The following is a 26,894-nucleotide window of genomic DNA, read 5'->3' as shown; positions in this document are numbered from 1 at the left end:
TTTAACCCCGCAAGCCGACCAGCAGCTGGGCAACGCTGTCGTGGGTGGCGGTCCAGCCGGACGTGGCCAGCTTCGGCGCGCACACCGGGCAGGCCACGAACGGATCGCAGTCGTGCTCGAGATCGATGAACAGCTTGCCCATCACCGGTTTGCCGGCATAGGAATCGACGGTGACCGGGCGGTTTTTCAGTGAAGTGGCAGCCACGGCCGGCACGAAATCGGCGCCGCCGGGCGGCAGCCAGCGCGAGAACGCTTCGGTCGGTTTACCATCGGGCACGTACCAGGACTTGCGTTCGCCGTTCCAGCGGGCGCCCAGGGCCTTGGCCTCGTCTTTTTCCGCAAACGGAACTTTAAGAAACATCATGCGGCATACTCCGTGACGAACAGTGACAAAGCCGCTATTTTACGCGTCTGTGAGAAAATGAGCGCTTGAACTCCGGAGACACCGTATGCCCCTGATCGAACCATTGACCCTCACCCTGCCCGAGCTGGCCGAGCGCTGGCACATGACGCCGCAACAAATGCTGGCCGGCGCGGTGCCGCAAGTGCTGCCGATGTATTTCTATTTCGACGGCCTGGTGTTCGGCTTTGGCGACAAGTGGCTGCGCGCCAATGGCGACGCCGCCATCACGCAAGACCTGGACACCCACCAGACCCGCGCGGCATCGATCGAAATCGACCTGCAACGCCAGGCCCTGCACAAGCGCGGCCTGTTGAAACTGACGCAATGGGAAGAAGCGCTGAGCGACGACGAACTGGCCGAACACCAGGCCGAATCGGACCGCCTGGCCGGCGAAATCGTGCGCCTGACCGCCCTGCTCAAGCAGCGCCACGAAGAACGCCAGCAACACGTGCGCAACGGCCTGTTGCGCGCGGCGCCGCGCACCTTGAGCGACATCGCCCTGCACGGCAAAACCCGCTTCCCGCAATTTGCCTTCATGCCCAACACGCCGCCGGGCGCTGACAACACCGAACGCGTGCCGCCCGGCACCGTGGTGGCGATGGAAGACGGCTTTCCGCTCAAGGACGTGCTGACCGATGCCGACCTGGTGATCTCGATGCTCGACATCAAGCTGGCCGAGGAAGCCGGGCTGCATCAACAACCCGGCCTGTAAGTTTTATTTCAGCGCTTACTTGAGCGCAATACGCTTGTGTTCGCGCGCGGAGCGATACACCGCTTCGATAATGCGGATATCACGCAGCCCCTCCTCGCCTGCCACGATCGGCGTGCGGTCTTGCAGCACGCACTGCGACAAATGGTCGAGCTGGCCGGCGAACTGGTTGCTCGACGCATTCGGCGGCGCCGTGATTTCATTCTTGCGCCCGTCGCCCACCCACAGTTTCTGGCCTTGGTAGCCGGTGGCCGGTTCCATCTCGATGCGGCCCTTGTCGCCCATCAACAGGAACTGGTTGCGGTTGGCCGAATACATCGACATGCACGAACCGATCACGCCCGACGGAAACTCCAGCTGGAACTCGACCATGTCTTCCACGTCGCGGAAGCGCGGATCGGACCGGTCGGTGGTTTCCTTGGCATACACCGACACCGGTTCTTCGCCGGTCATGTAGCGCGCCGCCTGCAGCGCGTAAATGCCGATATCCATCAGCGAGCCGCCGCCCGACATCGCCTTCTTGGTGCGCCAGTTGTTGCCGCCCGTGGTGTAGCCGTGCTCGGAACGGAAATAGCGCAGCTTGCCGATCGCGCCCGAGCGCGCCAGCCGCCGCGCCTCGAGGTTGAATGGCTCGAAGTGGCAGCGGTAGCCGATCATCAGTTTCTTGCCAGCCTGCTTGCAGGCAGCGATCATCGATTCGCATTCGACCGACGACAGCGCCATCGGCTTTTCGCACAACACGTTCTTGCCGGCCTTGGCGCCGCGGATCGTGTATTCGGCGTGCATCGATACCGGCAGGCAGATATAAACGATGTCGATGTCGGGATTGTCCTTGATGCGGTCGTAGTTCTTGTAATCGTAGATATTCGATTCCGGCACGCCATACTCCCCGGCCACTTTTTTGGCCTTGACAGGGTCGCCGCTGACCAGGGCGACCAGCTTGCTGTGCTGGCAATACTTGAACTGGGGGATGATGACGCCGAGCCCGTAGCCGCCGAGGCCCACGATCGCGTAGCCGAGCTTGCGGTCGGGATTGGCCCACACGGGGCCGGCCACGGCCGTTGCCGCCAGCAAGCCACCAGCGGTCATGACCAGGTTACGCCGCGTAAAATCCATCATCGTCTATCTCCCTTGTTGGTTTGTCTTTCTGATTCGGTAATTTTAGTACACATGTTAGCGCTACAGAGCATCTCGACCGTGGCGCGCGCATAAATTTCGGCAGGGGTGCGCGGGCCTTTACACGCTAAGATAAGCAACCGTATTGACCTGGAGCCTGGCCATGAATGATCCGCACACAATACCCGAACGCCTGCCCATCGGCACGCTGGACGGCGTCGATTTCGATGTCGCCGCCTGGGGACCGGCGCAAGCCGATGTCGACTTCAGCGTCGCCTGCATGTTCGAGCACGAACAGGATGGCGCCCCCGTGGCCGGCGGCCTGCTCGGCCTCGACACCGCGCTGGGCAGCCAGTTGACGGCACTGCGCGCCAGCGGCGACTTCCGCGCCCAGGAAATGGAAACCATCCTGATCAGCCTGCCGCCAGGCACCATTCCCGCCCGCGCCGTGCTGGTAATCGGCCTGGGCAACCCCGAAACCCTCGATGGCGACCGCCTGCGCCGCGCCACCCGCGTGGCGATGCGCGAAGCGATCCGCCAGGGCGCCCGCTCGCTGGCCTTCGCCCCCAGCGTGCTCGACGGCGGCCACACCGACAACGCCGGCCTCGACATGCCACGCATGATGATGGACGGCATGCTCGGCGCCTTGCGCGCAGAGCACGCACTGGCCACAGCCGGCCTGGCGCCACCACCGTCGGTCCAGCGCTGCACCTTCGACGTGGGCGCGCCGCGCCTGCACAGTTCGGGCGAGGCTTTTATTGCCGCCTTCAACGAGTTCGCGCAAGCGCGCGGCGGCTGATTCTTCGGGTATATTGGGGACTTCACCACGCCCACCTACGGGAGCCGCCATGCACCACCTGATCCGTCCAGCAGCCATTGCCATGCTTGCCCTGGCCGCCAGCACCGCCTCGGCGGCCGTCACCGTCACCTACGCCAACACCGAGAAGATGACCGACGTGCCGCGCTTCGAGACCGACCGCAAATCGATGGAAATCAACTTCCGCGAATTCTTCGAAGAACTGGCCAAAAAGCTGCCGGATGGACAGGATCTGAAAGTGGAAATCCTCGACATCGACCTGGCCGGCGACGTGTTCCCGCGCGTACCGATCCGCGACGTGCGCGTCACCAAGGGCAGCTACGACTTCCCCCGCATCCACCTGCGTTACAGCATCGAGCAGGACGGCAAAGTGCTGCGCAGCGGCGACCGCGAACTGGCCGATCGCAACTACCAGCTCAACGTCAACAGTTATCGCAACGAGATGTACAACTATGAGAAGCAGATGCTCAGTGAGTGGTTCAAGAAGGATGTGTTGGCGGGGAATTGATAGAGCGAATGCTCCTTGAAAATTCCCCGGCACGAGTCATAATGTGTTCAGTTTACTGAACATTTTAGGAGTTGCGCTATGCAACTACGTGAAGTCGGGATGCACATCCATGAAAAGCGCAAGGAATTCGGCATCAGTCAGTCCCAACTGGCAAAGCTGGCCGGCCTGTCACGCACGACGGTGAATCAGCTGGAAACTGGCGCACTGGAAGATCTTGGCTATACCAAGCTCAATCACGTAATGGGAATTCTCGGCATGGGCTTTAACGCCAGCGATAGAGCCAAAAAATCGCCAGCACTGAGCACTGCCGCCCGGACTGCCAGTACCAGCTACGCAAAGATCCTCAGCCCAGAAACGTTGAAACATATTTTGCAGTCGGGAGTGGTCCCGGAAGACTTCAAGCCACACATGATGACGCTGCTGGATGAAACGCCGGTGCCGTTGGTATTGAGTGCGATCCGTGAAGTTTCGGTGGAAACCAACACGCCAGTAAAAACGCTCATGAAGCATATCACCGCGATGGCGAAGTCACTACACGCACACAGGGCCGTTTGGTAATGGCAACCGAAACGACCTGGGAAGGCCTGTTTCAATACGCTTTGCGCCTGGTGGATGAAATTCATACCCACGGCAGCAAACATTTCACCTGGACCTTCGGCGGTGGTGAGTGAGATAGCCCCCTGATTCCCCGGACACAGCCTATGCGTTATTCTTACGGATAGGAATAGGACTGTGCATATGACTAGGAACAAGCAAACAATCGAAGTGGTGACGGTGAGCGAAGAGCGCCGCAGGCGCTGGTCAGCCGAGGAAAAAGCGGCGCTGGTACGCGAGACATACGAGCCAGGTATGAATGTGTCGTTGGTCGCCCGCAAGCACGGCGTGGGTGCGAGCCAGCTGTTCAATTGGCGCAAACTCGAACGCGAAGGTGCGTTGACGGCGGTCACTGCCGGTGAGTCGGTCGTGCCGGCGAGCGAACTGGCCGCCGCACGCGCTCAGATCGCTCAGCTGCAGCGCATGCTCGGCAAGAAGACGATGGAGGCGGAAATTCTGAAGGAGGCCGTCGAGTTCGCTCGCGAAAAAAAGTGGATTGCGCGCTCGCCCTTGTCGGGCAAGGACGACCAGTGAAGCCGGTTTGTTCTGCCCTTGGCGTAGCGCGCTCGCATATTTCGCAAATGATGATTCGCCCTACCGACTGGGTCGATGGCCGCACCGTACAAACGTTTCATCAACCTGCTGACGCGATCCTGGTCGACGCGGTGCGCGCCGAGATCACTGCATTGCCGACGTATGGATATCGTCGTGCAGGCGCTCTGGTCAACCGCATAAGCGCTTTGATGGGGCTGCAAACGATCAACCATAAACGCTTTTACCGGGTGATGAAAGAGAACCGTCTGCTGCTGGCAAAAGCGCCAAAACGCCCAGTTAGCAGCCGCGTGCACGACGGTGTGGTGTCGGTGGCCGAATCGAACCAACGCTGGTGCTCCGACGGCTTTGAGATCGCTTGCGACAACGGCGAGGTGGTGACGGGCGTCTTCATGAAAGACTGCTGTGATCGTGAGATCATCGCGTGGCGGGCCTGGGGCGAACGTGGCCTGCCTGGCGAGCCGGTGCGCGACATGTTGGTGGAGGCGGTGGAGGCCAGATTTGGGCAGGCCAACGTGGGATCGGCCAAACTGGAATTTTTGAGCGACAACGGCGGTACCTATCGAGCTCATGAAACGCATGCGCTGGCACGCGCGCTAGGCATCGAGCCGGTGCATACACCGGTGTGCAGCCCGCAATCGAACGGCATGGCCGAGAGCTTTGTGAACACGTTTAAACGGGACTACGTCAGCTTGATGGACCGCAGCACTGCCGAGGTAGTGCTGGCCCAACTGCCAGACGCATTTATGCATTTCAATGAGGTGCATCCGCACTCGTCGTTGAAGTTGAAATCACCCCGCATGTATAGGAGGGAGCTGGCACGCCGGGCTCAGGAAAGCGGCGTTAATTAAGCGACAGGCTGTGTCCGGTTATACGGGGGCAAGATCAGTGAGGTGGTCATAGTTGAGTTGGATGCTGCGGCGATAAGCGTCGCCGAACAGGCTATCAGACTAGCAGTTAACGCAAAAGGGTTAGCGACATCGCTAACCCTTTGATTTTATTGGTAGGCCTCCCCAGAGTCGAACTGGGCACCAACGGATTATGAGTTATCCATTTGGCATTCTACGAACAATAACCCCTTAATTTTCAAAGAGTTATCCGAACAGATATTGCACATAACACGTGCACACACAGGTCATGTGCAAACACTCTGCACATAAAAAGAACGTTGAAAATCTACAACGTTCTCAAACCCGTGTTGCCCTTGAAACACTTCCAAGAAGCTCGTGTGCGGGTCGTTACCGCACCGCCTACACACTCAAGCAGCTTACTTGTTACCGGCTTGCGCCCCGGCACTGGACGTACCTGTTGTCACTACATTCGAGGGTTTCCACATAGCTTTATCAGATAAAGGCCAACCAAGGAGAACAAGGAATATCCAAAGTGCGCTTATGTACCAAATGCTTGAAAATTGCCATCGCATCCAGGTAAGAAGCTGTTTCAGCTTGGGCATACCGGGAAAATCTGACTGGTGAGAAGCACGAAAGTACGCGTCGTCAACTGGTTCGTGGTTGTAACGACTAGCTGCCTTAAGGATGTCATACTCATCCGCTAGTGTCTGCACATCAGACCACGTCAAGGTTACTCCGCCTTGTACAGACGCTACTTTTAGTGCAACTTTTCTCCAGTATGCGTTCAACTTCTCCGCGTTTTCATGTAATGCCTCTGCAATTGAGCCAGGCTTAGCACCCCACTCAACAAGGCTCAAAGTCAACAGGACAACTCCTAGCGAAGCCGACACGGTAGATAAATAGTTATCTGCTGGCGACGATGGTTGTGCATATACACGCTGGGCAAACGCGATTGCACAGGTAAGAGCAGACATCAAAGCAAAACTCACGGTCGCAAACGATTCTCGGCGACGAAGTCGACGAGCAGCGTTGTAGCGAGCGCTAGAGGTACGCCACGCATCTTTCTGAAGTTTTTCTAGCGAAGGAAGCATTTAGGAACCATAAACAAAGTGACCATCAACTAGCCGCATTTAACAATGAACGGCTTTACATAGCGACGCATTAACGGAATCCGACAGTACAACTGGTGATTACGATGACCTCCGTGCGAGAACGTCTAGGTGGAAGCGTGCCATGCTCCATGCATCTTAGCAACATTTACAACGCTAGAGGCAGAAAATATGGCTTTATGACAACAAAGAATGTAGAGTACAAGTATGTTCCCACCGTCTTACTGACCTCGCTGCCGACAGCCGCATGTGCAAATTATGATAGACCAGTCCTACCACGCTAAGGCTCTACTTCGTCTTACCAGTCGTCTAGACCCTAAAAAATATAAGCTTGGGCGAAACCGAAAAGAGTACTTAGCGACATTCGAGAAAATTAACGAAGAGCTAATAAAGGACGATTTTGAATTTAGCCAGTTTACGAAATCAAGCCGAGGCCGAAAGCCAGTTTATACGCCGAGCACATGTAAAGACGAATTTGCACTTCGTAAGCTGAACGATAATTTAGCTCGCGTATATGATGTCCGACAAGCAAACCGCAGCGAGATAATAGAGCAAGTCATATGCTTGATGCGCGAGATAATTCCGTTCTTCGTTATCAAACTCGATATAAAAAGTTTTTATGAATCAATTTATCGGCAAGAGCTTATCGCGTCAATAAAAGAAGACATAAGTCTTTCGTACCGCAGTCGGCAACATTTACATCTGCTGCTAGGTACCAGAAAATATTTTACTCAACGCGGGTTACCAAGGGGGTTAGGAGTAAGCGCGACGTTAGCCGAACTATATATGAAAAGCTTCGACGTTAAAGTCCGCAATCTACCCGGAATATATTTTTACTCCAGATATGTCGACGATATCATAATATTTTGCTATAAGACTCCCGACGATATAATTGGTGCTGCCACTAAAGCACTACCTCCTGGATTAGCCTTCAACCATGATAAAACAGCACAGTTCGAATTCGACAAAAAAGGAAATTGCGTCAGCAAGCACGGTGTCCGCGAATTTAACTACCTAGGCTACAATTTCAACTTTGACCGCGTTGCAATAAAAAACAGCAGTAGCGTTAAGGTTAGAATAGCGCCAAATAAGATTGATAAGTTAAAGAACAGAATAATGTTGTCCATTTTCCGATATTTGTCAGACGGAAATTATTTACTATTGAAAGACCGGTTGCGGTTCCTCAGTGGAAATTGCCAAATGAAGAGCGATAGGGACAATGGAAAACTTCTATCGGGAATTTATTACAATTACCACCTTATCGATGACGGCAGTGTTGATGATTTAAAGCAGCTTTCAACCTTTCTGGCGAACGCAGTTTATTCAAAAAAAGGCTCCTTTGGCATACGGCTGAACGCAAGATTATCGCCTACGCAAAAACGAGAGCTGACAAAATATTGTTTCAAAACTGGGTTTACAGAGCGGATAATGTGTAACTTTTCGCCAAATCGTCTAAAAGAAATTAAGCAATGCTGGGCATATGTCTAAAGTAAAAAGGATAAAATTTCGTCGCTCTGACTTTAATCGAGCTATACTGACCGATACACTTCCCTATGAAGTTCCGCTATTATTTTCCAATGAAGGATATTATGAACGAGTATCTGAAGGAACAGAGGGTAGAGTTTCGACCGCGTCTCTAATTGAATTCTTCAGCGAAGAAAACACTACGATTGCATATACGTACCGAATAAAGAAGGATGCATTTTCATCGAGAACATTGAGTGTAATGCATCCAGCAATTCAAAAAAAGGCAGCGTCTTTTTATAAACAATATTCGCATTTGCTAATAGGTCTTTGCAGCAGGAGTAGTTTTTCGCTACGACGTCCGTTCCGGGTTGCAAGTCATTATTACGAGAAAAACAAAGCATCTCGCTACATCATCAACGATGAAAACGTTGAAATCTCTCATGATGCCGAGCATGCGCAACAAAAAACCTCCTCATCGTTTTTTACGTACAAAGATTACAACTTAATTCATAAGTTTTATGAATCTACGGAGTTTCACGGCTTAGAACGGCGTTTTAAGTTCTTACGTACATTAGATATTTCAAAGTGCTTTCCACACATTTATACGCATTCGATTTCTTGGGCTGTACGGAGTAAAGAATTTGCAAAAGACAATAAGGGTGCTAAAAATACGTTCGATGCTCAATTCGACGAGCTCATGCGCCTATCCAACCATGACGAAACGAATGGAATTTTGGTAGGACCGGAAACCTCCAGGATTTTTGCGGAAATTATTCTCCAGCGCATTGACACTGAAATTCAAGAGAGACTCCGACTTGACATTGATAACTTAGAGTTCGGAGCAGACTATTGCATCAGACGATACGTCGACGATTATTTTGTATTTTCAAACAGTGATACGATTCTCGACAAAATAGAGCGTATTACCATTGAGGAACTCGAAAAGTACAAGCTTTATTTGAATGAAGCTAAGTCTACAACTGTCTCGAGACCATTCCTGACCGGACAAACCTCAGCAAAATTAGAAATTGCTTCAATAGTTGAGGAGTTTTTCTCTCAACATATCCATTCACGAAAAGAAGCAAGGGAAATCGAAGCCGCTTTAGAAACAACTGAAGAAGGCCACGTAGAAACCGACGAGAAAAGCGGTGAGCGACTGACGCCCACAGCAGCCGCCCCGAAGGTATTCCCCATTAGATATGTCGGAAATCCAAACAATCTTACCTCGACATATATTAGAAGAATAAAAAATGTAATCCAAAAGAACAGTACCTCTTTTGACTACGTTTCAAACTACTTTTTCTCTGTTATTAGGAAACGCACTCTAGAATTACTCGAAAGAATCGACTCAACGTCGGCCTCTGATAAAGAAAACGAAAGGCTATCCCGTTTCATAGGCATCCTACTAGAAATAGTCTTTTTCGTACTTTCGATGTCTCCACGGGTCCGTGCAACTTATCAGGTTTGTCAAATTTGTCTCGCGCTCAAGAAATTCTCCGATACATTGAAAGATGAGGTTAAAGATTCAATACTCGGAAATCTTGCAACTCAGCTACGGACCACGATATTAACGTTTACTCGCATAGGAGAAGATGACAATATTGAAATGCTCAACCTTCTAACCCTGCTGCACTCCCTAGGAAGCAGGTATAGTCTTACTCAGGAAGAGTTATGCAATTTCTTTGGCATCTCGATAAATTTTAAAACTAAATGCTTGGTTACCCATAAGGACTTTAGATACTTCCAAATAGTTTCGCTCCTTCACTATATCGATGAGTCCGCACGCTTCCATGAGTTAAAGGACGCGTTGCACAAGCATGTTATAGGGCTCTTCGAATCAATAAGGACTCAAAAGTCCCTCGTCACCGCGGCAGATATGACGATGCTGCTCTTCGACTTTTTGCGCTGTCCGTATGTAGAGAAAGCTGTGAAAGTTCAAGTTGCCAAAAAGGTGTTAAAGCTTGTAAGCGATGACAACGTAAACGCTCGGAGCGAAAAGTTCCTAGAGGCGGTCGACGAAGGAGACTGGTTTTTCGGCTGGAGCTCGACGGACCTCCTCGGTGCCGTACTATGGAAAAAAGAGTTGAGAACTGCGTATTAAACGAGCTATACTAAAGTCGAGAAGGACGTAGCCGAAGTTTGGCATTTTCTGGCACCGTTTAACCGGTGATACGGCAGTAGAGATTGCGGTAATGCACTACGCTAGTTTGGGTAATGCAGATTTTTACTGTTGGACCTTATACAGTTTTTCTTCGCGGCAGTTACCGCAAGTGATAGTTGGAAGAAGTATATGGACACACGAGAGGATGCGCCTTTCTCACCCCCGACTTAATTTTACAGTACTTCGTGCGATTAGGGTAAATTAACGATAATCTCCCCTTCGTCGTGAATAAGAAAATCCAAAGACTTTCTAAGTGAGTAGCAGTGCATAAATCAGGTTGGATTTCGTTATTGTTTGGTGGAGCATTAATTACGTTCCTCGCCGCAAAGAGCGAGTGTGCTAGTTTGCTCTGGCTCATCCCCTGGCACGCATTTATCACTTTGGGTATGTCAAGGTCTGACTTCGTAAATGCAGAAACTGACTGCCCTACTCTCAGTTTGCCTATATATTTCAACCCAACTACCGGCTTACCAATGCAACAACCAGGCACAACTATGGGATTCGATATTGGGGGCCACGCTTGGTGCTCGGTGGAGTAAGCCAGTTCGAGGGCACTTAAGATTCACGTTTCCATTGATAATGAATGTCAACCTTCTTCTCCATACGCAGCAACAGCGGCGTCCGTCCTACACAGGGACATCAATTTCGCAGATTTCATAGTTTCAATGAAATACTTATCGCTATGGGATTCAGAAATGGAAGAGTTGTATAGAGACTCGAACGCAATCACTTTGTAATTAGGCAGACCCACATAATTATTCGGATCTTCAATAAAAATTTCTTCCTTTCACTTATGTGCTCACTGAGTATTATCACGACAATACGGGTGGAAACAAGTGATGTTTGAGCTTTACGGTAGATGGGCGAAGGATTTATTGCTTCTGAATGACAGTCAGGTGTAGACTTGTATTTTTGCAAGTTAAATCTTTAGGAGAGTAGATGTCTTTCCCTATTCCGGAGTATTCACGAAAGGCAGTTCAGCGTGCCGGGGACGTTCTTGTTGCCGCCGATCAACTAGATGGAGGCGGCATCGATGTCGATCGATGGTATGCGGCTTTTGTTATCCTCACAAATTGGCGGGCATGTCATGGCTACCCGATCAATACATTTCAGGCTACGCTTCGAAGTAAGCTTCGAAAAATTGACCCTGATGCTTTGGTTGCCCAGCGGCTCAAGCGAACTCCTTCAATAATTAATAAGCTAAAACGCATTAATGGGATGAATCTTGCTCGTATGCAAGACATTGGCGGACTAAGAGCGGTTGTTTCTACACTGCCACAACTAAAAACGCTTCATCTGGAATACAAAAATACAGTTTTTACTCATTCATTAGTTTCAGAGTATGATTATGTGAACGAACCTAAGAAATCTGGGTATCGAAGTATCCATTTAATTTATAAATATAAGCTAAGACAGGATTCCCCTTACGATGGTCTACAGCTTGAACTTCAATTACGCACGAGATTGCAGCATGCGTGGGCCACCGCTGTGGAAACGATGGGGACTTTTCTTCAACATTCACTTAAATCAAGTGAAGGTCCGGATGAATGGCTGAATTTCTTTTCGTTGGTTTCATCAGCTTTCGCTCATTCCGAGCGCATGCCATTGGTCCCAGGCTATGAAAATTTATCAAAGGCAGATACATATCGAAAGACTAAATTAGATGCGGAGCGCCTTGGCGTTCGCGAAAAACTTGAACAATTTAGCAGTGCGGTCCGTGCAATTCCCACGACCGGAAAGAAACGGGCTGCTTATTATTTAGTAGAACTTGAACTTACCGGCGACGACTCGAACGTAAAGATCACATCTTTTGCACGAGATAAACTTGAAGAGGCAAACAAAGAATATAGTAAAGCTGAGCAAGCTGCAAACTCATCTGGAGCGCAAGTTGTTTTAGTCTCAGCAGGCTCAATTGAATCTCTAAAACGGGCATATCCAAACTATTTTTTGGACACGCATGAATTTTTGACGCAATTGGATAAAATTTCGCGAAGTAAGTTTTCCGTGGTTGAATAAAATTCGCTAATTCGCATTATTACCTTATCCGAGTGCCTCTTTTAAATATATGGCCTGCATAATTTAATTTATTTTTCCCTGATATTCCTTGACTGAGTATTTTCAAATTTGACGTGCCAAAGTTTTCCTTCAATTTCACTGAGCGGGTTTTACCCAGCAGGAGACTTGTTCGCGCAGTATCGATCGGTGCCGATAACAAGCTTCGAGCCCACGTTCCCATACTCGCTACCGCGCGAGCCAAAGCCATAATGCGCTCACGAGAAGTCCTGTGGTCAAGCCGGTCAGCACCGCCACCACCATGCCCCGCAGGGCGGCGTTCTCCTCCGCCCTGTCCAGCTGGTCGGCCGCTGCCTTGGCTGCTGTTGCGGCCTGCTTCCACGACGCCAGCGCTTCCTCCATCTGGACTTTGAATTGGGCGCTCTGATCGCGGCTGCGCTGCTCGATTCGCTCGATTTTTCTCAGGCTTGCTGCCGTCTTCTCGGTCAGCAGCGCCATGGCCTGCGCTAATGGCTCCAGCATGGCTGCCAGTTCTTCCACGCTGGTGAGCTTCGCCTGGCGCAAGGTCTCGATCTGCTGGTTCAACGCCTGCACCCGCGCCGCGTTCGAGGCTGCGGCCAACTGCTGCATGGTCTCGGTCTTTGACATAGTCCACTCCCCGTTTTGCCAGCCCCAGGGGGCTGTATCCTTTACCCAGGTCGCTGCCCTTCATCATCACGCCGTCCAGCACATAGGACAGGCCCGATAGTTTTGTGCCGTCCAGCTGCGTCACTGGCACCAGGTGCACGCCCACCGCCGCCAACCGTTCTGCATATTCCGTAAAACCATGGCAGCGCTGCGCTGCGCCGTCGCACAACTGCTGCAAGCGCTGGCGCGTGGACGGCATGCCGGTGCGCAGTCCCTCCTCGATCTCGCCTTTGGTCGGAGCATGGCGCTGCGCCTCGATGGACGGCCGTACCTGCTTGAGTTTGAATTCGCGCTCGATGGCGCGCATCAGCACCTCGTGGCGGCGGTAATCATGGCTGTCCGAGGTGACGCCGCCGTCGAGGCGGACCCGGTTGACTAGCAGGTGGACGTGGGGATGCGCGGTGTCCGTGTGACGCGTCACCAGGTACTGGTTGTTGTCGAGACCCATGCCGTGCAGGTAGCGCTGGGTCACCTGTTTCCACTGGTCTTCATTGAGCTGCTCGCCGGGCGCAGCGGCCAGTGACACGTGTAATACGGCCTTGCCCAGCCTGGGCCGCAGCTTGCGGACCTCGCCAAACTCTTTCGCCAGCGCGCGCGGCGTGTCGCCGCCCATGTTGGTGTCGATGACATGCCCCTTGCTGGCCGCCAGGTCGTATTCGAGCGCGCCGCGAAAGCCGCGCCCCTTGATGGCTTTAGCGATCATCGACGTTGTCCTTGACGCCAAGGAGGAGCAGTCGCAGGCGCTGCGTCTCCGCCAGCAAGGCAGGCGCGATGTTTACATGCTGCCCTTCGTTGGCCAGGCGCGTAAGCTGGTTGAGGTTTGCCGCAAGCCGCGCCAGTTCGGCGTACTGCTCGCGGTTGATTGTCGCCACGGGTGGTGGCGGCAGGCGACGCGATAGGGCAGCTGTGCGCAGCCACTGGGCAGGCTTCATCTGCATCGACGCGGCGCGCTCGCGCAGCAGCGCGTATTCGGCAGCGGACACCCGCACGCCGATGGTCGCTGTGCGCAGGTCAGCAGGGTCGCCCTGGGGGCGACCTCCTTTGGCGTAACGTTTGGGCAGTTCGGCATGCATCGTGGACCTCGCCGGTGTTGGCAAGCGCAGCGCGCCCGGCCCCGCAGGGCAAGCCACGTTTGAGCGAAGCGAAAACATGGCTTGCTCCCCACCGGCGGCGCGTACTGCTCCACTGTAGCCGGACGCTACCGATGGCAGCTGCGCGGGATCAAGCGCCGGCAGCATCGCACCGCTCGCCCACCGCCGGCGCCACGGCAGCGTGCTACGGTGATGCGGTTGCCGCACCACAGGATTGCTGCGCCACACCCGTGCTGCCAGATTGCACGCGGGCTACTTTGCGTCCGATCAAATGCGCGCCGGAATTGTCGGCCTGCTGCTGCGCTCGCTCAAAGGTAGGCGGGTTCTCGCTTCCGAGAATGACCGGACCACCCCCTCCACGTTCCTCTTTCACGAGGCCATCAGATGAACACCTTGAACCTTCTCCAGGCCAGCGCCTTCCTGCACATCCACAAGGAAGAACTGCGCAAGCGTGCCAAGCAGGGCCTGATCCCCGGCGTCAAAATCGGACGGGCGTGGATTTTTTTGGAAGAAGACCTTGTCGCCTACATCCGTGCGCACTACCCTGAACCTCGGCAAGCGATGCGGGTGACCCTTGGAAAGGAGTATCAATCATGTCACTCTACAAGCGCGGAAACACCTGGTGGGTCTGCTTCACGACGCCGTCAGGAGAGCGCGTTAGACACTCTGCTCGCACCAGCGACAAAGCGTCGGCGCAGCGGTACCACGACGAATTAAAAGCCGAGACGTGGCGCATCGACACTCTCGGACAGAAACCGGCCTACACCTGGGACGATGCAGCCTATAAATGGATCATGGAAACGGAACATAAACGCACGCACCGGGACGACATCGCCAAGATCGCGTGGCTGCACCAGTTTTTCCGGGGCACGCCACTGGCGACGATCACGCGCGACCAGCTCATCGCCGTGGCCGAACACAAGCGCAAGGAGGCCAGCGCCGCCACGGCCAACCGCTACCTGGCGCTGATCCGGGCCATCCTGCGCCGCGCCCGTGACGAATGGGAGTGGATCGAGAAGGTCCCCAAGGTCAAGCTGTACAAGGAGGTGCGGCGGCGCGTGCGCTGGATTACGCCAGCGGAGGTGCAGGCGCTGCTGGCCGAACTGATGCCCCACCAGCGCGATTTGACCTTGTTTGCGCTGGCGACCGGGTTGCGGCAGTCGAACGTGCACCGGCTGGCGTGGGACCAGGTCGATCTGGTGCGCAAGACCTTGTGGATACCGGCCGAGCAGTCGAAGAACGACGAGGACATCCACGTGTCGCTGAGCCAGTTTGCGGTCGATGTGTTACAGCGCCAGCTGGGCAAGCACCCGGAGCGGGTGTTCACCCGGGCTTGCTACCCGGTCAGCCAGCTCAACACCAAGAGCTGGCGCGACGCGGTCAAGCGGGCGGGCATCCAGAATTTCCGCTGGCACGACCTGCGGCACACGTGGGCCAGCTGGCTGGTGCAAAGCGGGACCCCGGTGTACGACCTGCAGGAAATGGGGTCATGGAAGTCGCTCGACATGGTGCGGCGGTATGCGCACCTGGGACCGGCGCAGATGTCGCGCCACGCGGAGACGGTGGGAGCAATGCTGGAGAAGGTGGTCTCGACCACAAATCTGTCACAAACGGACGAGCCAGCCGCACATAACAAAGGGCTGGCACGCAGCCAACCCTTTGATTGATAAAACGAATAATTGGTAGGCCTCCCCAGAGTCGAACTGGGCACCAACGGATTATGAGTCCGCTGCTCTAACCAAGCATGAGCTAGAGGCCCGAGGTGATACCTGTGCGCTGGAGGTCTTGCCGGCCCCGCTGACGCGCGTTCGTTTTTTGGACGAACGCGCGAGGATAAGGGTTAGCAGCAGCGCGCGTCAAGTCTTAGTTGGCTTCCAGGAAGCTTTTCAGCTTGTCGGAACGGCTCGGGTGGCGCAGCTTGCGCAGCGCTTTTGCTTCGATCTGGCGGATCCGTTCGCGGGTGACGTCGAACTGTTTGCCGACTTCTTCCAGCGTGTGGTCGGTTGACATTTCAATGCCGAAACGCATGCGCAGCACCTTCGCTTCGCGTGGCGTCAACGAGTCCAGCACATCCTTCACCACGCCGCGCATCGAGGCGTGCAGCGCTGCGTCCGATGGCGCCAGCGTGTTGTTGTCCTCGATAAAGTCGCCCAGGTGCGAGTCGTCGTCGTCGCCGATCGGCGTCTCCATCGAGATCGGTTCCTTGGCGATCTTCATGATCTTGCGGATTTTGTCCTCCGGCATTTCCATCTTGATGGCCAGCGTCGCCGGATCGGGCTCGGCGCCGGTTTCCTGCAGAATCTGGCGGGAAATCCGGTTCATCTTGTTGATGGTTTCGATCATGTGCACCGGGATGCGGATGGTGCGCGCCTGGTCGGCGATCGAACGTGTAATGGCCTGGCGGATCCACCAGGTGGCATACGTGGAGAACTTGTAGCCGCGCCGGTATTCGAACTTGTCCACCGCCTTCATCAGGCCGATATTGCCTTCCTGGATCAGGTCGAGGAATTGCAGGCCACGGTTGGTGTATTTCTTGGCGATCGAAATCACCAGGCGCAAGTTGGCTTCTGTCATTTCGCGCTTGGCCTTGCGCGCCTTCATTTCACCGGCCGCCATCTGGCGGTTGATGTTGCGCAGGTCGGGCAGCGGCAGCACTACGCGTGCTTGCAGGTCGATCAGGCGTTGCTGCAATTCCTTGATGGTCGGAATGTTGCGGCCCAGGATGGCGCTGTACGCGTGGCCAGCGGCCACTTCGCCGTCAACCCAGTCGAGGTTGGTTTCATTGCCCGGGAAAACCTTGATGAAGTGGGCGCGTGGCATGCCGCACTTGTTCACCGCCACGTCGAGAATTTGTTTTTCGATGTGGCGCACTTCGTCCACCTGGCCGCGCAGGGTATCGCACAGCTTCTCGACAACCTTGGCGGTGAAGCGGATGCCCAGCAGTTCGGACGAGATCGCTTCCTGGGCCTTGTCGTAGGCCTTGGAGTTGTAGCCCTCTTTTTCGAAGGCACGGCGCATCTTGTCGAATTGCAGCGAGATGGTGTCGAATTTCTCCAGCGCGGTGTTTTTCAGCGCTTCGAGCTGTTCGGCCGAGTAGCCGGCAGCGGCGCCTGCGGAGTTGCCCGCTTCTTCCTCTTCCTCTTCTTCCTCTTCCTCGGCTTCGTCGTCGTCCTCGTCGTCGTCGCTGGTGGCGGCCGGGGCCGGTGCGGCAGCGGCGCCGTCGTCGTTTTCGTCCACTAAACCGTCAACAATTTCGTCGATCTTGATTTCGTCGGCGCGGATACGGTCGGAGGCGGCGATGATTTCGGCGATGGTGACCGGGCAAGCGGAAATGGCCTGGATCATGTCCTTGAGGCCGTCTTCGATGCGCTTGGCGATTTCGATTTCGCCTTCGCGCGTGAGCAGCTCGACCGAACCCATTTCGCGCATATACATGCGCACGGGGTCGGTGGTGCGGCCGAAGTCGGAATCGACCGTGGACAGCGCGGCTTCAGCAGCAGCCTCGGCTTCGTCATCGCTGGTAACAGTGGCGACGTTGTCCGACAGCAGCAAGGTTTCAGCGTCCGGCGCATGCTCGTAAACAGCGATGCCCATGTCGTTGAAGGTGCCGATAATGCCTTCGATCGCTTCGGGATCGATGATGTTTTCGGGCAGGTGGTCGTTGATCTCGGCATACGTGAGGAAGCCGCGTTCCTTGCCGAACTTGATCAGGGTCTTGAGCTTCTGGCGGCGACGCTCGAGCTCTTCCTCGGTCGCTTCGGTATCCGAAGAGAACGCATCCTTGAGCAGCGCTTTTTCCTTGGCCTTGCGGTCCTTGGCCTTGGCCTTGTCCACGGCCTTCAGTTCGGCGCGTTCGACCGCGTTCAGCGCGGCGACTTCGTCGTTTTCAGGCTGGAATTCCTTCGGCTTGCGCCCGCGCCGGCCGGGCACTTTGACCGACGGCAGTACGTAGCCCGAAGTATCGATGGCAGCCAGCGTGGCCGCGTCCGTGGTCTGGCTGACCACGGGCGGGTTGTTGCTGGCGACACGCGTTTCCGCCTTATCCGCTGTTTTAGCGGATTTTGCAGTCACTTTGCTCGGCTTTTCAGCCACATTGGATTCAGGTTTCTTGATTGGCACAGGCGCTTTCGATTACACAACGACTTGCTTATTTAGGATAAAGTTTCTTGCAGTTCCCTTGGAACCCACGTCTTCGAACTTGCCGACTTCGCAAGTTCGACAACACTACGACTACTTATACCTGGTCGGGCTTTGACCGCAAAATTCTACTGCATCAAACTCATGCGTAGTGGCAAGAAACGATGACTGGGTTAGACAACAAACATAAGCCAAGGTTCACCTCTGCATTATTTGTTTGTCCAGTACCCCACCTGGATTTCCTGCCTGTCGATCAAGAACCTAACTCACTGAAAACAAACACACTCTGAACGGAAAAACGATGCCAAAACATACAACACTTAGCGTTTTATTATAGCACGTCACTTTTCAATATCCAGAGGGAAGCACCCTTGCCGCCCCTCTGTAAACCTGCAAAAAGATGACGGCCGTCAAGACGCCTCCACACTGCCACAATATTAGCGGTTTGCAAACTCCGTTTGCTTCTCCCTTTCCAGCTGAGCCTGCTGCGCAGTGATCTCGCGAAAGCGTGCAATACTCTCCGGTGTGAGACCCGCCGCAGACAGTTGCATCAGCTCCTGTTTCAGCGCATCTTCCTTGATCTGGCGCACGGCGCTGCGCAGGAACATTCGGTCTGCATCGACATCGGACTCCGCCCCCTGGGCGATTTCGCTGATGATCTCGTCATATTCGTCACCCAGCGACTTTAAATGCTGGGCAAATGCGGCAAAACCGCCGTTGGGGCCCAGCGCCTGGGCACCGGCCACCAGTTGCGCCAATCGCTCGGCAGCGTCGTCGCCGAAGAACTGGAACGCCGCCAGCGCCGCTTCGTCGATATCGAGCGCCAGCGGCGGATGGGCCACTATCAGGCGCACGATCTGCAATTCCAGTCCCACCGGCGCCGGCCGGCCGCTGCGACTTGGCGCCTTGCGCGACAGCGCTACCGGCTTGGCCAGCTCGAACAGCGATTCGATCTCGTGCGGCGTGGTCTGCGTCAATTGCGCCAGGCCGCGCACGATTTGCAGGCGCAGCGCGGTCGGCGTCATCGACTGCAGCAAGGGCTTGGCATCGAACTGCACGCGCGCCCTGCCCTCGGGGCTTTGCAAATCATGCTCACCGACCACTTCCTTGATCAGGAATTGCGACAGCGGCATCGCTTCGTGGATCTCTTGCTCGAATGCTTCGTTGCCATAGGTGCGCACATAGCTGTCCGGGTCGTGCTCGGTGGGCAGGAACAGGAACTTGATGGTCTTGTTGTCCGCCACGTGCGGCAAGCACGCTTCCAGCGCGCGGCGGGCGGCGCGGCGGCCGGCCTTGTCGCCGTCGAAGCTGAAGATCACCGTGTCGGTCTGGCGCATCAGTTTCTGCACGTGGTGCGGGGTGCAGGCGGTGCCCAGGGTTGCTACTGCTTGCGGGAAACCCATCTGCGCCAGCGCCACCACGTCCATATAGCCTTCCGTCACCAGCACGTAGCCCGCATCGCGGATCGCCTGGCGCGCCTCGAACAAGCCGTACAACTCGAAGCCCTTAGAAAATAATGGCGTTTCGGGAGAATTCAAGTACTTCGGTTCACCGCCATCGAGCACCCGGCCGCCAAAGGCGATCACCTGGCCCTTGGTGTTCTTGATGGGGAACATCACCCGTTCGCGGAAGCGGTCGTAGCGCTTCTTGTTACCGCCGTCTTCGTCCACGCGGTCGATCACCAGGCCGGCTTCGGCCAGCGCCACCACATCGTAGTCGCGAAAGATCGCCTTTAAATTGTCCCAGCCCGGCGGCGCATAGCCGAGGCCGAAGCGCGCGGCGATCTCTCCGGTCAGGCCGCGTCCTTTCAGGTAGGCGATGGCATCCGGTGCGGTGCGCAGCTGGGCGCGGTAAAAGTCGCAGGCCTGGGTCATGGCGTCGGACAGGGCCAGGCTCTGGGCCTGCATTTGCGCGCGCTGCGCGGGAGGAATCTTGTCGTCCTGCTCGGGGACGACCATGCCGACGTTTTGCGCCAGATCCTTGACGGCATCGACAAAGCCCATGCCCGAGTATTCCATCAAGAAACCGATTGAGGTGCCATGGGCGCCGCAACCGAAGCAGTGATAGAACTGCTTGGTGGGGCTGACGGTAAAACTCGGGGATTTTTCGTTATGGAACGGGCACAGGCCCATGAAATTGGCGCCGCCCTTCTTGAGCTGCACATAACGTCCGACGACGTCGACGATATCGACGCGGTTGAGCAAATCGGCAATGAATGATTGAGGGATCACAGGACTGGGGTGCCAGGGTAATTATTCAGACTATACCGCCGTACTGATCCGGCTTTGACGCCGATCAAGCACGGCAGACCAACAGATCAGGCCGGCGCCAGCGCCTTTTTGACCAGGGCGGACACCACCGTCATGTCGGCACGGCCGGCCAGTTTCGGCTTGACGATGGCCATGACCTTGCCCATGTCCTGCGGACCGGCGGCGCCCGAGGCAGCCACGGCGGCGGTCACTTCGGCAGCGATTTCCTCGTCCGACAGGCCGGCCGGCATGTAGGCGGCCAGCACCACCAGTTCGGCTTTTTCGATATCGGCCAGGTCGGCGCGACCGCCGGCTTCGAACTGGGTGATCGAATCCTTGCGCTGCTTGATCATTTTTTCCACGATGGCAACCGTTTGCTGGTCATCGACCACGATGCGCTCATCGACTTCCTTGCGCTTGATTTCAGCAAGGATCAGGCGAATCGTCGACAGGCGGCCGGCTTCCTTGGCGCGCATGGCGTTTTTCATATCTTCGGTGATTTGTTCTCTCAGGCCCATGAGGACTCCTTATGAAATTGTTTAGTGTAAATACGCGGCGTACAAAGACGAAAACCCGCTGCGGCGAACCGGAGCGGGCATTCTCTAGATGCAGCAAGATCCGACCCGGGGCAATGGCGCAAGATACGCCGCACGACCGGATTGGGTTGAGCAGTCTTAGAAGAGTTTTTTCGGCAGCTGTTGGCTGCGGATGCGTTTGTAGTGACGCTTGACTGCAGCGGCCAGCTTGCGCTTGCGCTCAGCCGTTGGCTTTTCGTAGAACTCGCGTGCGCGCAGTTCGGTCAGCAGACCGGTTTTTTCGATGGTGCGTTTGAAGCGACGCATTGCGACTTCGAACGGCTCGTTTTCTTTAAGGCGAATAGTGGTCATGTAAAAATTCAAACCGTTTGAGGTTATAGGGAGACAGAGACTATAGCAGCTTTTGCAGGAAAATGGAAGTCCATGGACCATCGAAACGGCCCACGCAGACGGCTTTGACTGCAAAAACAACAAGACGACGCCGAGTCAGCTCCCACATAAACTCCGGCAATCTTTCTGCTCCCGATACTCCCGGGCGATAGCATTGCACCTGCGCCGTTACAACAAGACGGTCAGTATATCAGACTGCCTGTCCTGCTGCCACACCAGACGCCCAGGCCCACTGGAAGTTGTAGCCACCGAGCCAGCCGGTCACGTCCACCGCCTCGCCAATGAAATACAGGCCCGGCACCTTGGTCGCCATCATGGTCTGCTGCGACAGGTCGCGGGTATCGATGCCGCCGCGCGTCACTTCCGCCTTGCGGTAGCCTTCGGAACCGTTCGGGCTCAAGGTCCACTGGTTGATCGCCGCGCCCAGTTCGCGCAGTTTGGCATCCTGCATATCGGCCAAGCGGGCGTCGAGCGCAAAGCCGTGCGCCAGCAGCAGGCCTTCGGCCAGGCGCGTGGGCAACCACTGCGCCAACACATTGCCCAACTGCTTCTTGATGGTGCCCTTGCCTTCGATCAGCGTCGCCGCCACATCGATCCCCGGCAGCAGGTCGATCACAATCGGCGTGCCCGGGATCCAGTAGCTCGAAATCTGCAGGATGGCCGGACCGGACAGGCCGCGGTGGGTGAACAGCAAATCTTCGCGGAAGCGCGCGCCGGTCGGGTTACGGCCTTTCAACGACCCGGTTGCCACCTCCACCTCGAGCGCAATGCCGGACAGTTCGGCAAACGGCGCCCACGCCTGCGGGTCGAACGTCAGCGGCACCAGCGCAGGACGCGGCTCCACCATGCGCAGGCCGAACTGGCTGGCGATGCGGTAGCTGAAATCGGTCGCGCCGATTTTCGGGATCGACAGGCCGCCGGTGGCGATCACCAGCGCGTCCGCCTCGATGGTGCCGGTGTCGGTCTCGAGGACGTAGACACCATCGGTGTGCTCCACGCTGGCGATCTTGCACGGCATGCGCCAGTGGACGTCGCCGGCGGCGCACTCGTCCTTGAGCATCTCGATGATCAGCTCGGCCGATTCGGTACAGAACAGCTGGCCGCGATGTTTTTCGTGGTAGCCGATCCGGTGTTTCTTCACCAGCGCGACGAAGTCGGCTGGCGTGTAGCGCGACAGCGCGCTCTTGCAGAAGTGCGGGTTCTCGGACAGGAAGTTGGCCGGCGTGGTATTGATGTTGGTGAAGTTGCAGCGGCCGCCGCCCGAGATACGGATTTTCTCGGCCAGCTTGCCGGCGTGGTCGATCAGCACCACGCGCTTGCCGCGCTGGGCGGCCGTGGCCGCGCACATCATGCCAGCGGCGCCCGCGCCGATTACTGCTACATCAAACTTTGCCATGCCAGTTCCAATCCAATAAGTTGCCCGCGAAAAAAGACGCGGGTTGCCGACCGCTAGCCATCCACAGTAAGCCATCAGCCGCCGAGTCGTCATCCTCGCGAAAGCGGGGATCCATAGAACGCTTATGTAGCCAGCTCAGCATGGATCCGCGCGTACGCGAGGATGACGGTATAACGGCCAACAACATTTCAGCCGGGGGGGGCCGGGATTGTACAGCAGTGCCCCGCCCTGCCCGCCTTTTGCTACTCGATCGGCTCGCTCACGCGCTGGCGCGACTGCAAGGTGCGCGAGACCAGCAGGCATTGCGCCACCTGTTCGGCAATCGAGGCCGGTACCGGCACGTCGCCTTTCAACACTGCCTCAATCCAGGCGGCCGTGGTAGCGGCGTCTTTTTCTTCCGGCAGCAGCGGCAGTTCGATCACTTGGGTCTGCTTGGGCACCAGCGTGCTGCGCAGGCCGCCGTGGAACCAGTCGATCTGCTGCGCCTTGTTGGCGTTGGCCACCGTCTCGCCCTCGGTGCCGCGCATCAGGAACGCGTCGCCGCGCTCGTGCAGGGCCGAGGTCGTGAAATATTCACCGAGCATTTCCAGGTATTCGGGATGGGTGTACGACACCAGCCGCAACGCCGGCCCCACGAACGGCTGCATGATTTTCACCAGCGTGTGGGTGGAGTTGCGCACGCCTAGCCGGCGGCGCAGCGACAGCTGGTACGCCAGCTTGGGCGCCAGCGCATCGATGGTAATGAACGCCACGTGGCCCTGGGCCATCGCTTCTTCCGCCTCGGCCCGGTGGCGCGCGGGCGTGATGTCGAGCGCGGCAAACACTTCGGCCGAGGTGACGCGGCCGGGGTCGGTGGCCACGCCATGCACCAGCACCGGCACGCCTTCGCGCGCCAGCAGCATGGCCAGCAGCGGCGTCAAATTCGCCATCTTGCGCGCGCCGTTGTAGCTGGGAATGCATATCGGGGCAAACTGACCCGGCGGCGCCGTCAATGGTTCGAACGAGCCTTCGGCGGCGTCGAGAAAGCCGGCGATTTCCTCGATCGATTCGCCCTTGATGCGCATCGACAGCAGGATGCCGCCGAGCTCGAGGTCGGAGACGCGGCCATCGAGCATGGCCTGATAAAGATCGTGGGCGTCGTCGCGCGACATGCTGCGGGCGCCGTTTTTGCCGCGGCCGATCTCCTTGATGAGTCGGGCGGCCAGGAATGGTTCGGATGTCGTCATAAGCTTCTACTGGAAGAATTTGGCTGTGGCGAAAAAACCCTGCTGACGAGGTCAGTATTGTTTACTTCGGCTACACTATACCTCCCCCGAATAAAATTCACGCAAAAAGCCATGATTTCCCCAGATATCGAAAATATCAACGTTACCTCGTTCGCGCCGATGCCGTCGCCAGAAGTCTTGCACAGCAAGCTGCCGCTCACCGACAGCGCGTCCGAGACCGTGATGAAGGGCCGCGAAGCCCTGCGCAACATTATCGACCGCGAAGACAAACGCCTGTTCGTGGTGGTTGGCCCCTGCTCGATCCACGACCCGGTCGCCGGCCTCGACTACGCGCGCCGCCTGAAAGCGCTGCAAGCGGAAGTGGCCGACACCATGCTGCTGGTCATGCGCGTGTATTTCGAAAAGCCGCGCACCACCACCGGCTGGAAGGGTTATATCAACGACCCCGACATGGACGATTCGTTCCGCGTCAACGAGGGCATGGAAAAAGCGCGCCAGTTCCTGCTCGACGTGTGCGAACTGGGCCTGCCCACCGCCACCGAAGCGCTGGACCCGATCTCGCCGCAATACCTGGGCGACCTGATCGCCTGGACCGCCATCGGTGCGCGCACCACCGAGTCGCAAACCCACCGCGAGATGTCGTCGGGCCTGTCCACGCCGGTCGGCTTCAAGAACGGCACCGATGGCGACATCAGCATTGCAATCAACGCCATCCTGTCGTCGGCGCACCCGCACTCGTTCCTCGGCATTAACGCGCAAGGCAATGTGGCGATCGTGCGCACGCGCGGCAACGCCTACGGCCACGTGGTGCTGCGTGGCGGCGACGGCCGTCCGAACTACGACTCGGTATCGATCGCGATTGCCGAGCAATCGCTGGCCAAGGCCAAGCTGCCAGCCAACCTGGTGGTCGATTGTTCGCACGCCAACAGCTATAAAAAGCCGGAACTGCAACCGCTGGTGATGGCCGATGTCATCCACCAGATCGTGCAAGGCAACAAGTCGCTGGTCGGCGTGATGATCGAATCGAATATCGTGGGCGGCAACCAGAAGATTCCGGCCGATCTGAGCCAGCTGACCTATGGTTGCTCGGTCACCGATGGCTGCATCGACTGGGACACCACGGAAACCATGTTGCGCGATGCGCATAAGCAGTTGCTGCAGCGTCCGTAAACATTGGATGGCCGGCTTGCACGGCCGGGCGCCGCTGCACAATGACGGTTTAACGTCCTGCGAATTGGATTGCCACCGCTGCGCAATGATGGCTCATCGGCCTGCGGCGCGCCATGCGTTGCAGGCCGCCTGTTTTTCAGCCGAACGCCATCACGCGCGTGGCGACGCCAAAGGAGCCGGCCAGCGCCGCTTCCGCCTTGCTGGCTGGCGCGCTCAGTTCGGCCAGGTCGAGATAGACCTTGAAATCCTCGATCTTGACGGAATAGCGGCGGGCGTTGCTCTGGCGTGGCTCCACGTTGGCCGTTTCCAGCACCGCAAACACGCTTTCCTCGTCGGTGCGGAACAACGCCACGCCCGGCAGCTCCTGCCACGCCAGGCCGCGCGGCACGATGCGCGCGCCGTCCAGCGGCACGTCCTTGAGTTTGCACACCTGTTTCCATTGTCCCGACATCTTCGCCTCCCGCAGTCAATCCGTGCTTTTACTAAGCAAAACCGGTGCCACAGGCAAACACTGCAAAACGCCGCACAATCCTGACCAAATGGCAAAATTTCTCCCTGCGCCAGTGCGGTCGCGGGCCCGGGTGGTGCAACCGGTGGTGCAACGGCCCACGGTCGGGCAACGCACTTTCCTTTACAATGGCGGACTTCTCCTTACCTTTGCAGCCCTTCCATGATTGTTCTCGGTGTTGAATCCTCCTGTGACGAAACCGGCCTGGCGCTCTACGATACCGAGCACGGCCTGTTGTCGCATGCCCTGTATTCGCAGGTGGCCATGCACGAGGAATACGGCGGCGTGGTGCCCGAGCTGGCGTCGCGCGACCATATCCGCCGCGCCATTCCGCTGCTGACGCAAACCCTGGAAGGCGCCGGCAAGTCGCTGGCCGATATCGACGCCATCGCCTACACCCAGGGCCCCGGCCTGGCCGGTGCGCTGCTGGTAGGATCGTCGGTGGCGTGCAGCCTGGGCCTGGCGCTGGATCGCCCGGTGCTGGGCGTGCATCACCTGGAAGGCCACCTGCTCTCGCCGTTGCTGGCGTCGCAGCCGCCGGAGTTTCCGTTTATTGCGCTGCTGGTGTCGGGCGGCCATACGCAGCTGATGCGCGTCGATGGCGTGGGCCAGTACACGCTGCTGGGCGAAACCCTCGACGATGCCGCCGGCGAAGCGTTCGACAAGTCGGCCAAGCTGCTGGGCCTTGGTTACCCGGGCGGCCCGGCCATCTCGCGCCTGGCCGAGTTCGGCGACCCGGCAGCGTACAAGCTGCCACGTCCGATGCTGCACACCAAGGACTTCAATTTCAGCTTTTCCGGCCTGAAAACGGCGGTGCTGACGGTGGTGAAAAACCACGAAGAGAAGGTAGTCGCCAATATTTGCGAGCAGGACAAGGCCAATATCGCGCGTGGCTTTGTCGATGCGATCGTGGAGGTGCTGACCGCCAAGTGCATCTCGGCACTCAAGCACACGGGCTTGAAACGGCTGGTGATTGCCGGCGGCGTGGGCGCCAACGCGCAGTTGCGCGCGTCGCTGAACGCGGCAGCCGCCAAGAAGAAGTTCAAGGTGTATTACCCGGAACTGGAGTTTTGCACCGACAACGGCGCCATGATCGCTTTTGCAGGCGCCATGCGGCTGATGATCAACCCCGACGCCGCCCAGCGCGACTACAGCTTCAACGTGCGTCCGCGCTGGCCGCTGGACGATATCAAGGTCGTGTAAC

At 56.7% G+C, this 26,894-nt stretch carries 24 protein-coding genes, 1 tRNA gene and 1 pseudogene; 12 read left to right on the top strand and 14 right to left on the bottom strand.

Annotation, left to right across the window (positions count from 1 at the left end; translation table 11 throughout):
- Position 1: 1 nt before the first annotated feature.
- Positions 2-364: a DUF5710 domain-containing protein gene (locus SR858_RS03135; protein WP_019924774.1), complete on the bottom strand. Its 363-nt coding sequence runs from the start codon at positions 362-364 to the stop codon at positions 2-4.
- Positions 365-449: 85 nt separating this feature from the next.
- On the opposite strand from SR858_RS03135, the gene SR858_RS03130 reads away from it, so the two are divergent.
- Entirely contained in the window at positions 450-1,115 is a 666-nt protein-coding gene (locus SR858_RS03130; protein WP_019924773.1) for a hypothetical protein, read from the top strand.
- A 15-nt stretch (positions 1,116-1,130) separates the two neighbouring features.
- Here the strand turns inward: SR858_RS03130 and SR858_RS03125 are convergent, their stop codons facing one another.
- Positions 1,131-2,231 carry a Gfo/Idh/MocA family protein gene (locus SR858_RS03125; protein WP_019924772.1) on the bottom strand — a complete coding sequence of 367 codons (1,101 nt, stop codon included), beginning with the start codon at positions 2,229-2,231 and terminating at the stop codon, positions 1,131-1,133.
- 160 nt (positions 2,232-2,391) lie between these two features.
- Here SR858_RS03125 and SR858_RS03120 point away from each other — a divergent pair, with 160 nt between their 5' ends.
- The 4 genes from SR858_RS03120 to SR858_RS03105 all read left to right on the top strand — a co-directional run bounded on the left by SR858_RS03120 (position 2,392) and on the right by SR858_RS03105 (position 5,550).
- Positions 2,392-3,027 carry a M17 family peptidase N-terminal domain-containing protein gene (locus SR858_RS03120; protein WP_019924771.1) on the top strand — a complete coding sequence of 212 codons (636 nt, stop codon included), beginning with the start codon at positions 2,392-2,394 and terminating at the stop codon, positions 3,025-3,027.
- 49 nt (positions 3,028-3,076) lie between these two features.
- Positions 3,077-3,553, top strand: a complete 477-nt coding sequence (locus SR858_RS03115) for a DUF3016 domain-containing protein (protein ID WP_019924770.1) — start codon at positions 3,077-3,079, stop codon at positions 3,551-3,553.
- A 78-nt stretch (positions 3,554-3,631) separates the two neighbouring features.
- Complete coding sequence (locus SR858_RS03110; protein WP_019924769.1) at positions 3,632-4,111, top strand: helix-turn-helix transcriptional regulator; 480 nt, start codon at positions 3,632-3,634, stop codon at positions 4,109-4,111.
- Positions 4,112-4,291: 180 nt separating this feature from the next.
- Positions 4,292-5,550 (top strand): IS3 family transposase gene (locus tag SR858_RS03105; RefSeq protein WP_407654685.1). Its coding sequence is split into 2 segments (ribosomal slippage): positions 4,292-4,640 and positions 4,640-5,550, totalling 1,260 coding nucleotides; the frame shifts between segments, so codons are not numbered across the junction.
- A 416-nt stretch (positions 5,551-5,966) separates the two neighbouring features.
- Here SR858_RS03105 and SR858_RS27705 read toward each other — a convergent pair.
- A complete protein-coding gene (locus tag SR858_RS27705) occupies positions 5,967-6,641 on the bottom strand; it encodes an SLATT domain-containing protein (protein WP_154820144.1) in 675 nt (224 codons plus the stop codon).
- Between the two features lie 276 nt (positions 6,642-6,917).
- Here SR858_RS27705 and drt3a point away from each other — a divergent pair, with 276 nt between their 5' ends.
- From drt3a to SR858_RS03090, 3 genes are all read left to right on the top strand, one after another.
- Entirely contained in the window at positions 6,918-8,147 is a 1,230-nt protein-coding gene (drt3a, locus tag SR858_RS03100; protein ID WP_084670204.1) for an antiviral reverse transcriptase Drt3a, read from the top strand.
- Positions 8,140-10,227 (top strand): antiviral reverse transcriptase Drt3b, encoded by a 2,088-nt coding sequence (gene drt3b, locus SR858_RS03095; RefSeq protein ID WP_084670206.1) that lies wholly within the window; start codon positions 8,140-8,142, stop codon positions 10,225-10,227. Before drt3a ends, drt3b begins: the two co-directional genes overlap by 8 nt.
- Before the next feature lie 999 nt (positions 10,228-11,226).
- Complete coding sequence (locus tag SR858_RS03090; protein WP_084670208.1) at positions 11,227-12,303, top strand: RelA/SpoT domain-containing protein; 1,077 nt, start codon at positions 11,227-11,229, stop codon at positions 12,301-12,303.
- 225 nt (positions 12,304-12,528) lie between these two features.
- On the opposite strand, the gene SR858_RS27700 is transcribed toward SR858_RS03090, so the two are convergent.
- From SR858_RS27700 to SR858_RS03080, 3 genes and pseudogenes are all read right to left on the bottom strand, one after another.
- Positions 12,529-12,798 (bottom strand): hypothetical protein, encoded by a 270-nt coding sequence (locus SR858_RS27700; RefSeq protein ID WP_407654705.1) that lies wholly within the window; start codon positions 12,796-12,798, stop codon positions 12,529-12,531.
- 478 nt (positions 12,799-13,276) lie between these two features.
- Positions 13,277-13,690 (bottom strand): annotated as a pseudogene (locus tag SR858_RS27695) (relaxase/mobilization nuclease domain-containing protein); the annotation flags it as partial.
- Positions 13,680-14,060, bottom strand: coding sequence for a plasmid mobilization protein (locus SR858_RS03080; protein ID WP_019924575.1), 381 nt, complete (start codon positions 14,058-14,060; stop codon positions 13,680-13,682). The pseudogene SR858_RS27695 and the gene SR858_RS03080, both read right to left, overlap by 11 nt.
- Positions 14,061-14,462: 402 nt before the next feature.
- Between SR858_RS03080 and SR858_RS03075 the strand changes: the two genes are divergently transcribed.
- Positions 14,463-14,795, top strand: coding sequence for a helix-turn-helix domain-containing protein (locus tag SR858_RS03075; RefSeq protein WP_154820145.1), 333 nt, complete (start codon positions 14,463-14,465; stop codon positions 14,793-14,795).
- Positions 14,796-14,872: 77 nt separating this feature from the next.
- A complete protein-coding gene (locus SR858_RS03070) occupies positions 14,873-15,745 on the top strand; it encodes a tyrosine-type recombinase/integrase (RefSeq protein ID WP_322534372.1) in 873 nt (290 codons plus the stop codon).
- A gap of 13 nt (positions 15,746-15,758) precedes the next feature.
- On the opposite strand, the gene SR858_RS03065 is transcribed toward SR858_RS03070, so the two are convergent.
- The 7 genes from SR858_RS03065 to ybiB all read right to left on the bottom strand — a co-directional run bounded on the left by SR858_RS03065 (position 15,759) and on the right by ybiB (position 24,012).
- Positions 15,759-15,837: transfer RNA gene (locus SR858_RS03065), tRNA-Ile, on the bottom strand.
- Positions 15,838-15,941: 104 nt separating this feature from the next.
- Positions 15,942-18,197: an RNA polymerase sigma factor RpoD gene (gene rpoD / locus SR858_RS03060; RefSeq protein ID WP_051120402.1), complete on the bottom strand. Its 2,256-nt coding sequence runs from the start codon at positions 18,195-18,197 to the stop codon at positions 15,942-15,944.
- A 455-nt stretch (positions 18,198-18,652) separates the two neighbouring features.
- Positions 18,653-20,446 carry a DNA primase gene (dnaG, locus tag SR858_RS03055; protein ID WP_026637787.1) on the bottom strand — a complete coding sequence of 598 codons (1,794 nt, stop codon included), beginning with the start codon at positions 20,444-20,446 and terminating at the stop codon, positions 18,653-18,655.
- An 86-nt stretch (positions 20,447-20,532) separates the two neighbouring features.
- Entirely contained in the window at positions 20,533-20,982 is a 450-nt protein-coding gene (locus SR858_RS03050; protein WP_019924580.1) for a GatB/YqeY domain-containing protein, read from the bottom strand.
- 156 nt (positions 20,983-21,138) lie between these two features.
- The gene (gene rpsU, locus SR858_RS03045; protein WP_008451879.1) at positions 21,139-21,351 is read right to left on the bottom strand and encodes a 30S ribosomal protein S21; all 213 of its coding nucleotides are present in this window, start codon (positions 21,349-21,351) and stop codon (positions 21,139-21,141) included.
- A gap of 229 nt (positions 21,352-21,580) precedes the next feature.
- Entirely contained in the window at positions 21,581-22,786 is a 1,206-nt protein-coding gene (locus SR858_RS03040) for a BaiN/RdsA family NAD(P)/FAD-dependent oxidoreductase (protein WP_019924581.1), read from the bottom strand.
- 242 nt (positions 22,787-23,028) lie between these two features.
- Positions 23,029-24,012 (bottom strand): DNA-binding protein YbiB, encoded by a 984-nt coding sequence (ybiB, locus tag SR858_RS03035; RefSeq protein ID WP_019924582.1) that lies wholly within the window; start codon positions 24,010-24,012, stop codon positions 23,029-23,031.
- 111 nt (positions 24,013-24,123) lie between these two features.
- On the opposite strand from ybiB, the gene SR858_RS03030 reads away from it, so the two are divergent.
- Positions 24,124-25,182, top strand: coding sequence for a 3-deoxy-7-phosphoheptulonate synthase (locus SR858_RS03030; RefSeq protein WP_019924583.1), 1,059 nt, complete (start codon positions 24,124-24,126; stop codon positions 25,180-25,182).
- Between the two features lie 136 nt (positions 25,183-25,318).
- Here the strand turns inward: SR858_RS03030 and SR858_RS03025 are convergent, their stop codons facing one another.
- A complete protein-coding gene (locus tag SR858_RS03025; protein ID WP_051120403.1) occupies positions 25,319-25,633 on the bottom strand; it encodes a Rieske (2Fe-2S) protein in 315 nt (104 codons plus the stop codon).
- 219 nt (positions 25,634-25,852) lie between these two features.
- On the opposite strand from SR858_RS03025, the gene tsaD reads away from it, so the two are divergent.
- On the top strand, positions 25,853-26,893 hold the full coding sequence (gene tsaD, locus SR858_RS03020) for a tRNA (adenosine(37)-N6)-threonylcarbamoyltransferase complex transferase subunit TsaD (RefSeq protein WP_019924585.1): 1,041 nt from the start codon (positions 25,853-25,855) through the stop codon (positions 26,891-26,893).
- The last annotated feature ends 1 nt before the right edge of the window (position 26,894 follow it).

It is taken from the genome of Duganella zoogloeoides (assembly GCF_034479515.1).
In the GTDB taxonomy this organism is placed as follows: domain Bacteria; phylum Pseudomonadota; class Gammaproteobacteria; order Burkholderiales; family Burkholderiaceae_D; genus Rugamonas; species Rugamonas zoogloeoides.
This window is presented reverse-complemented; position numbering and strand designations above follow the sequence as displayed.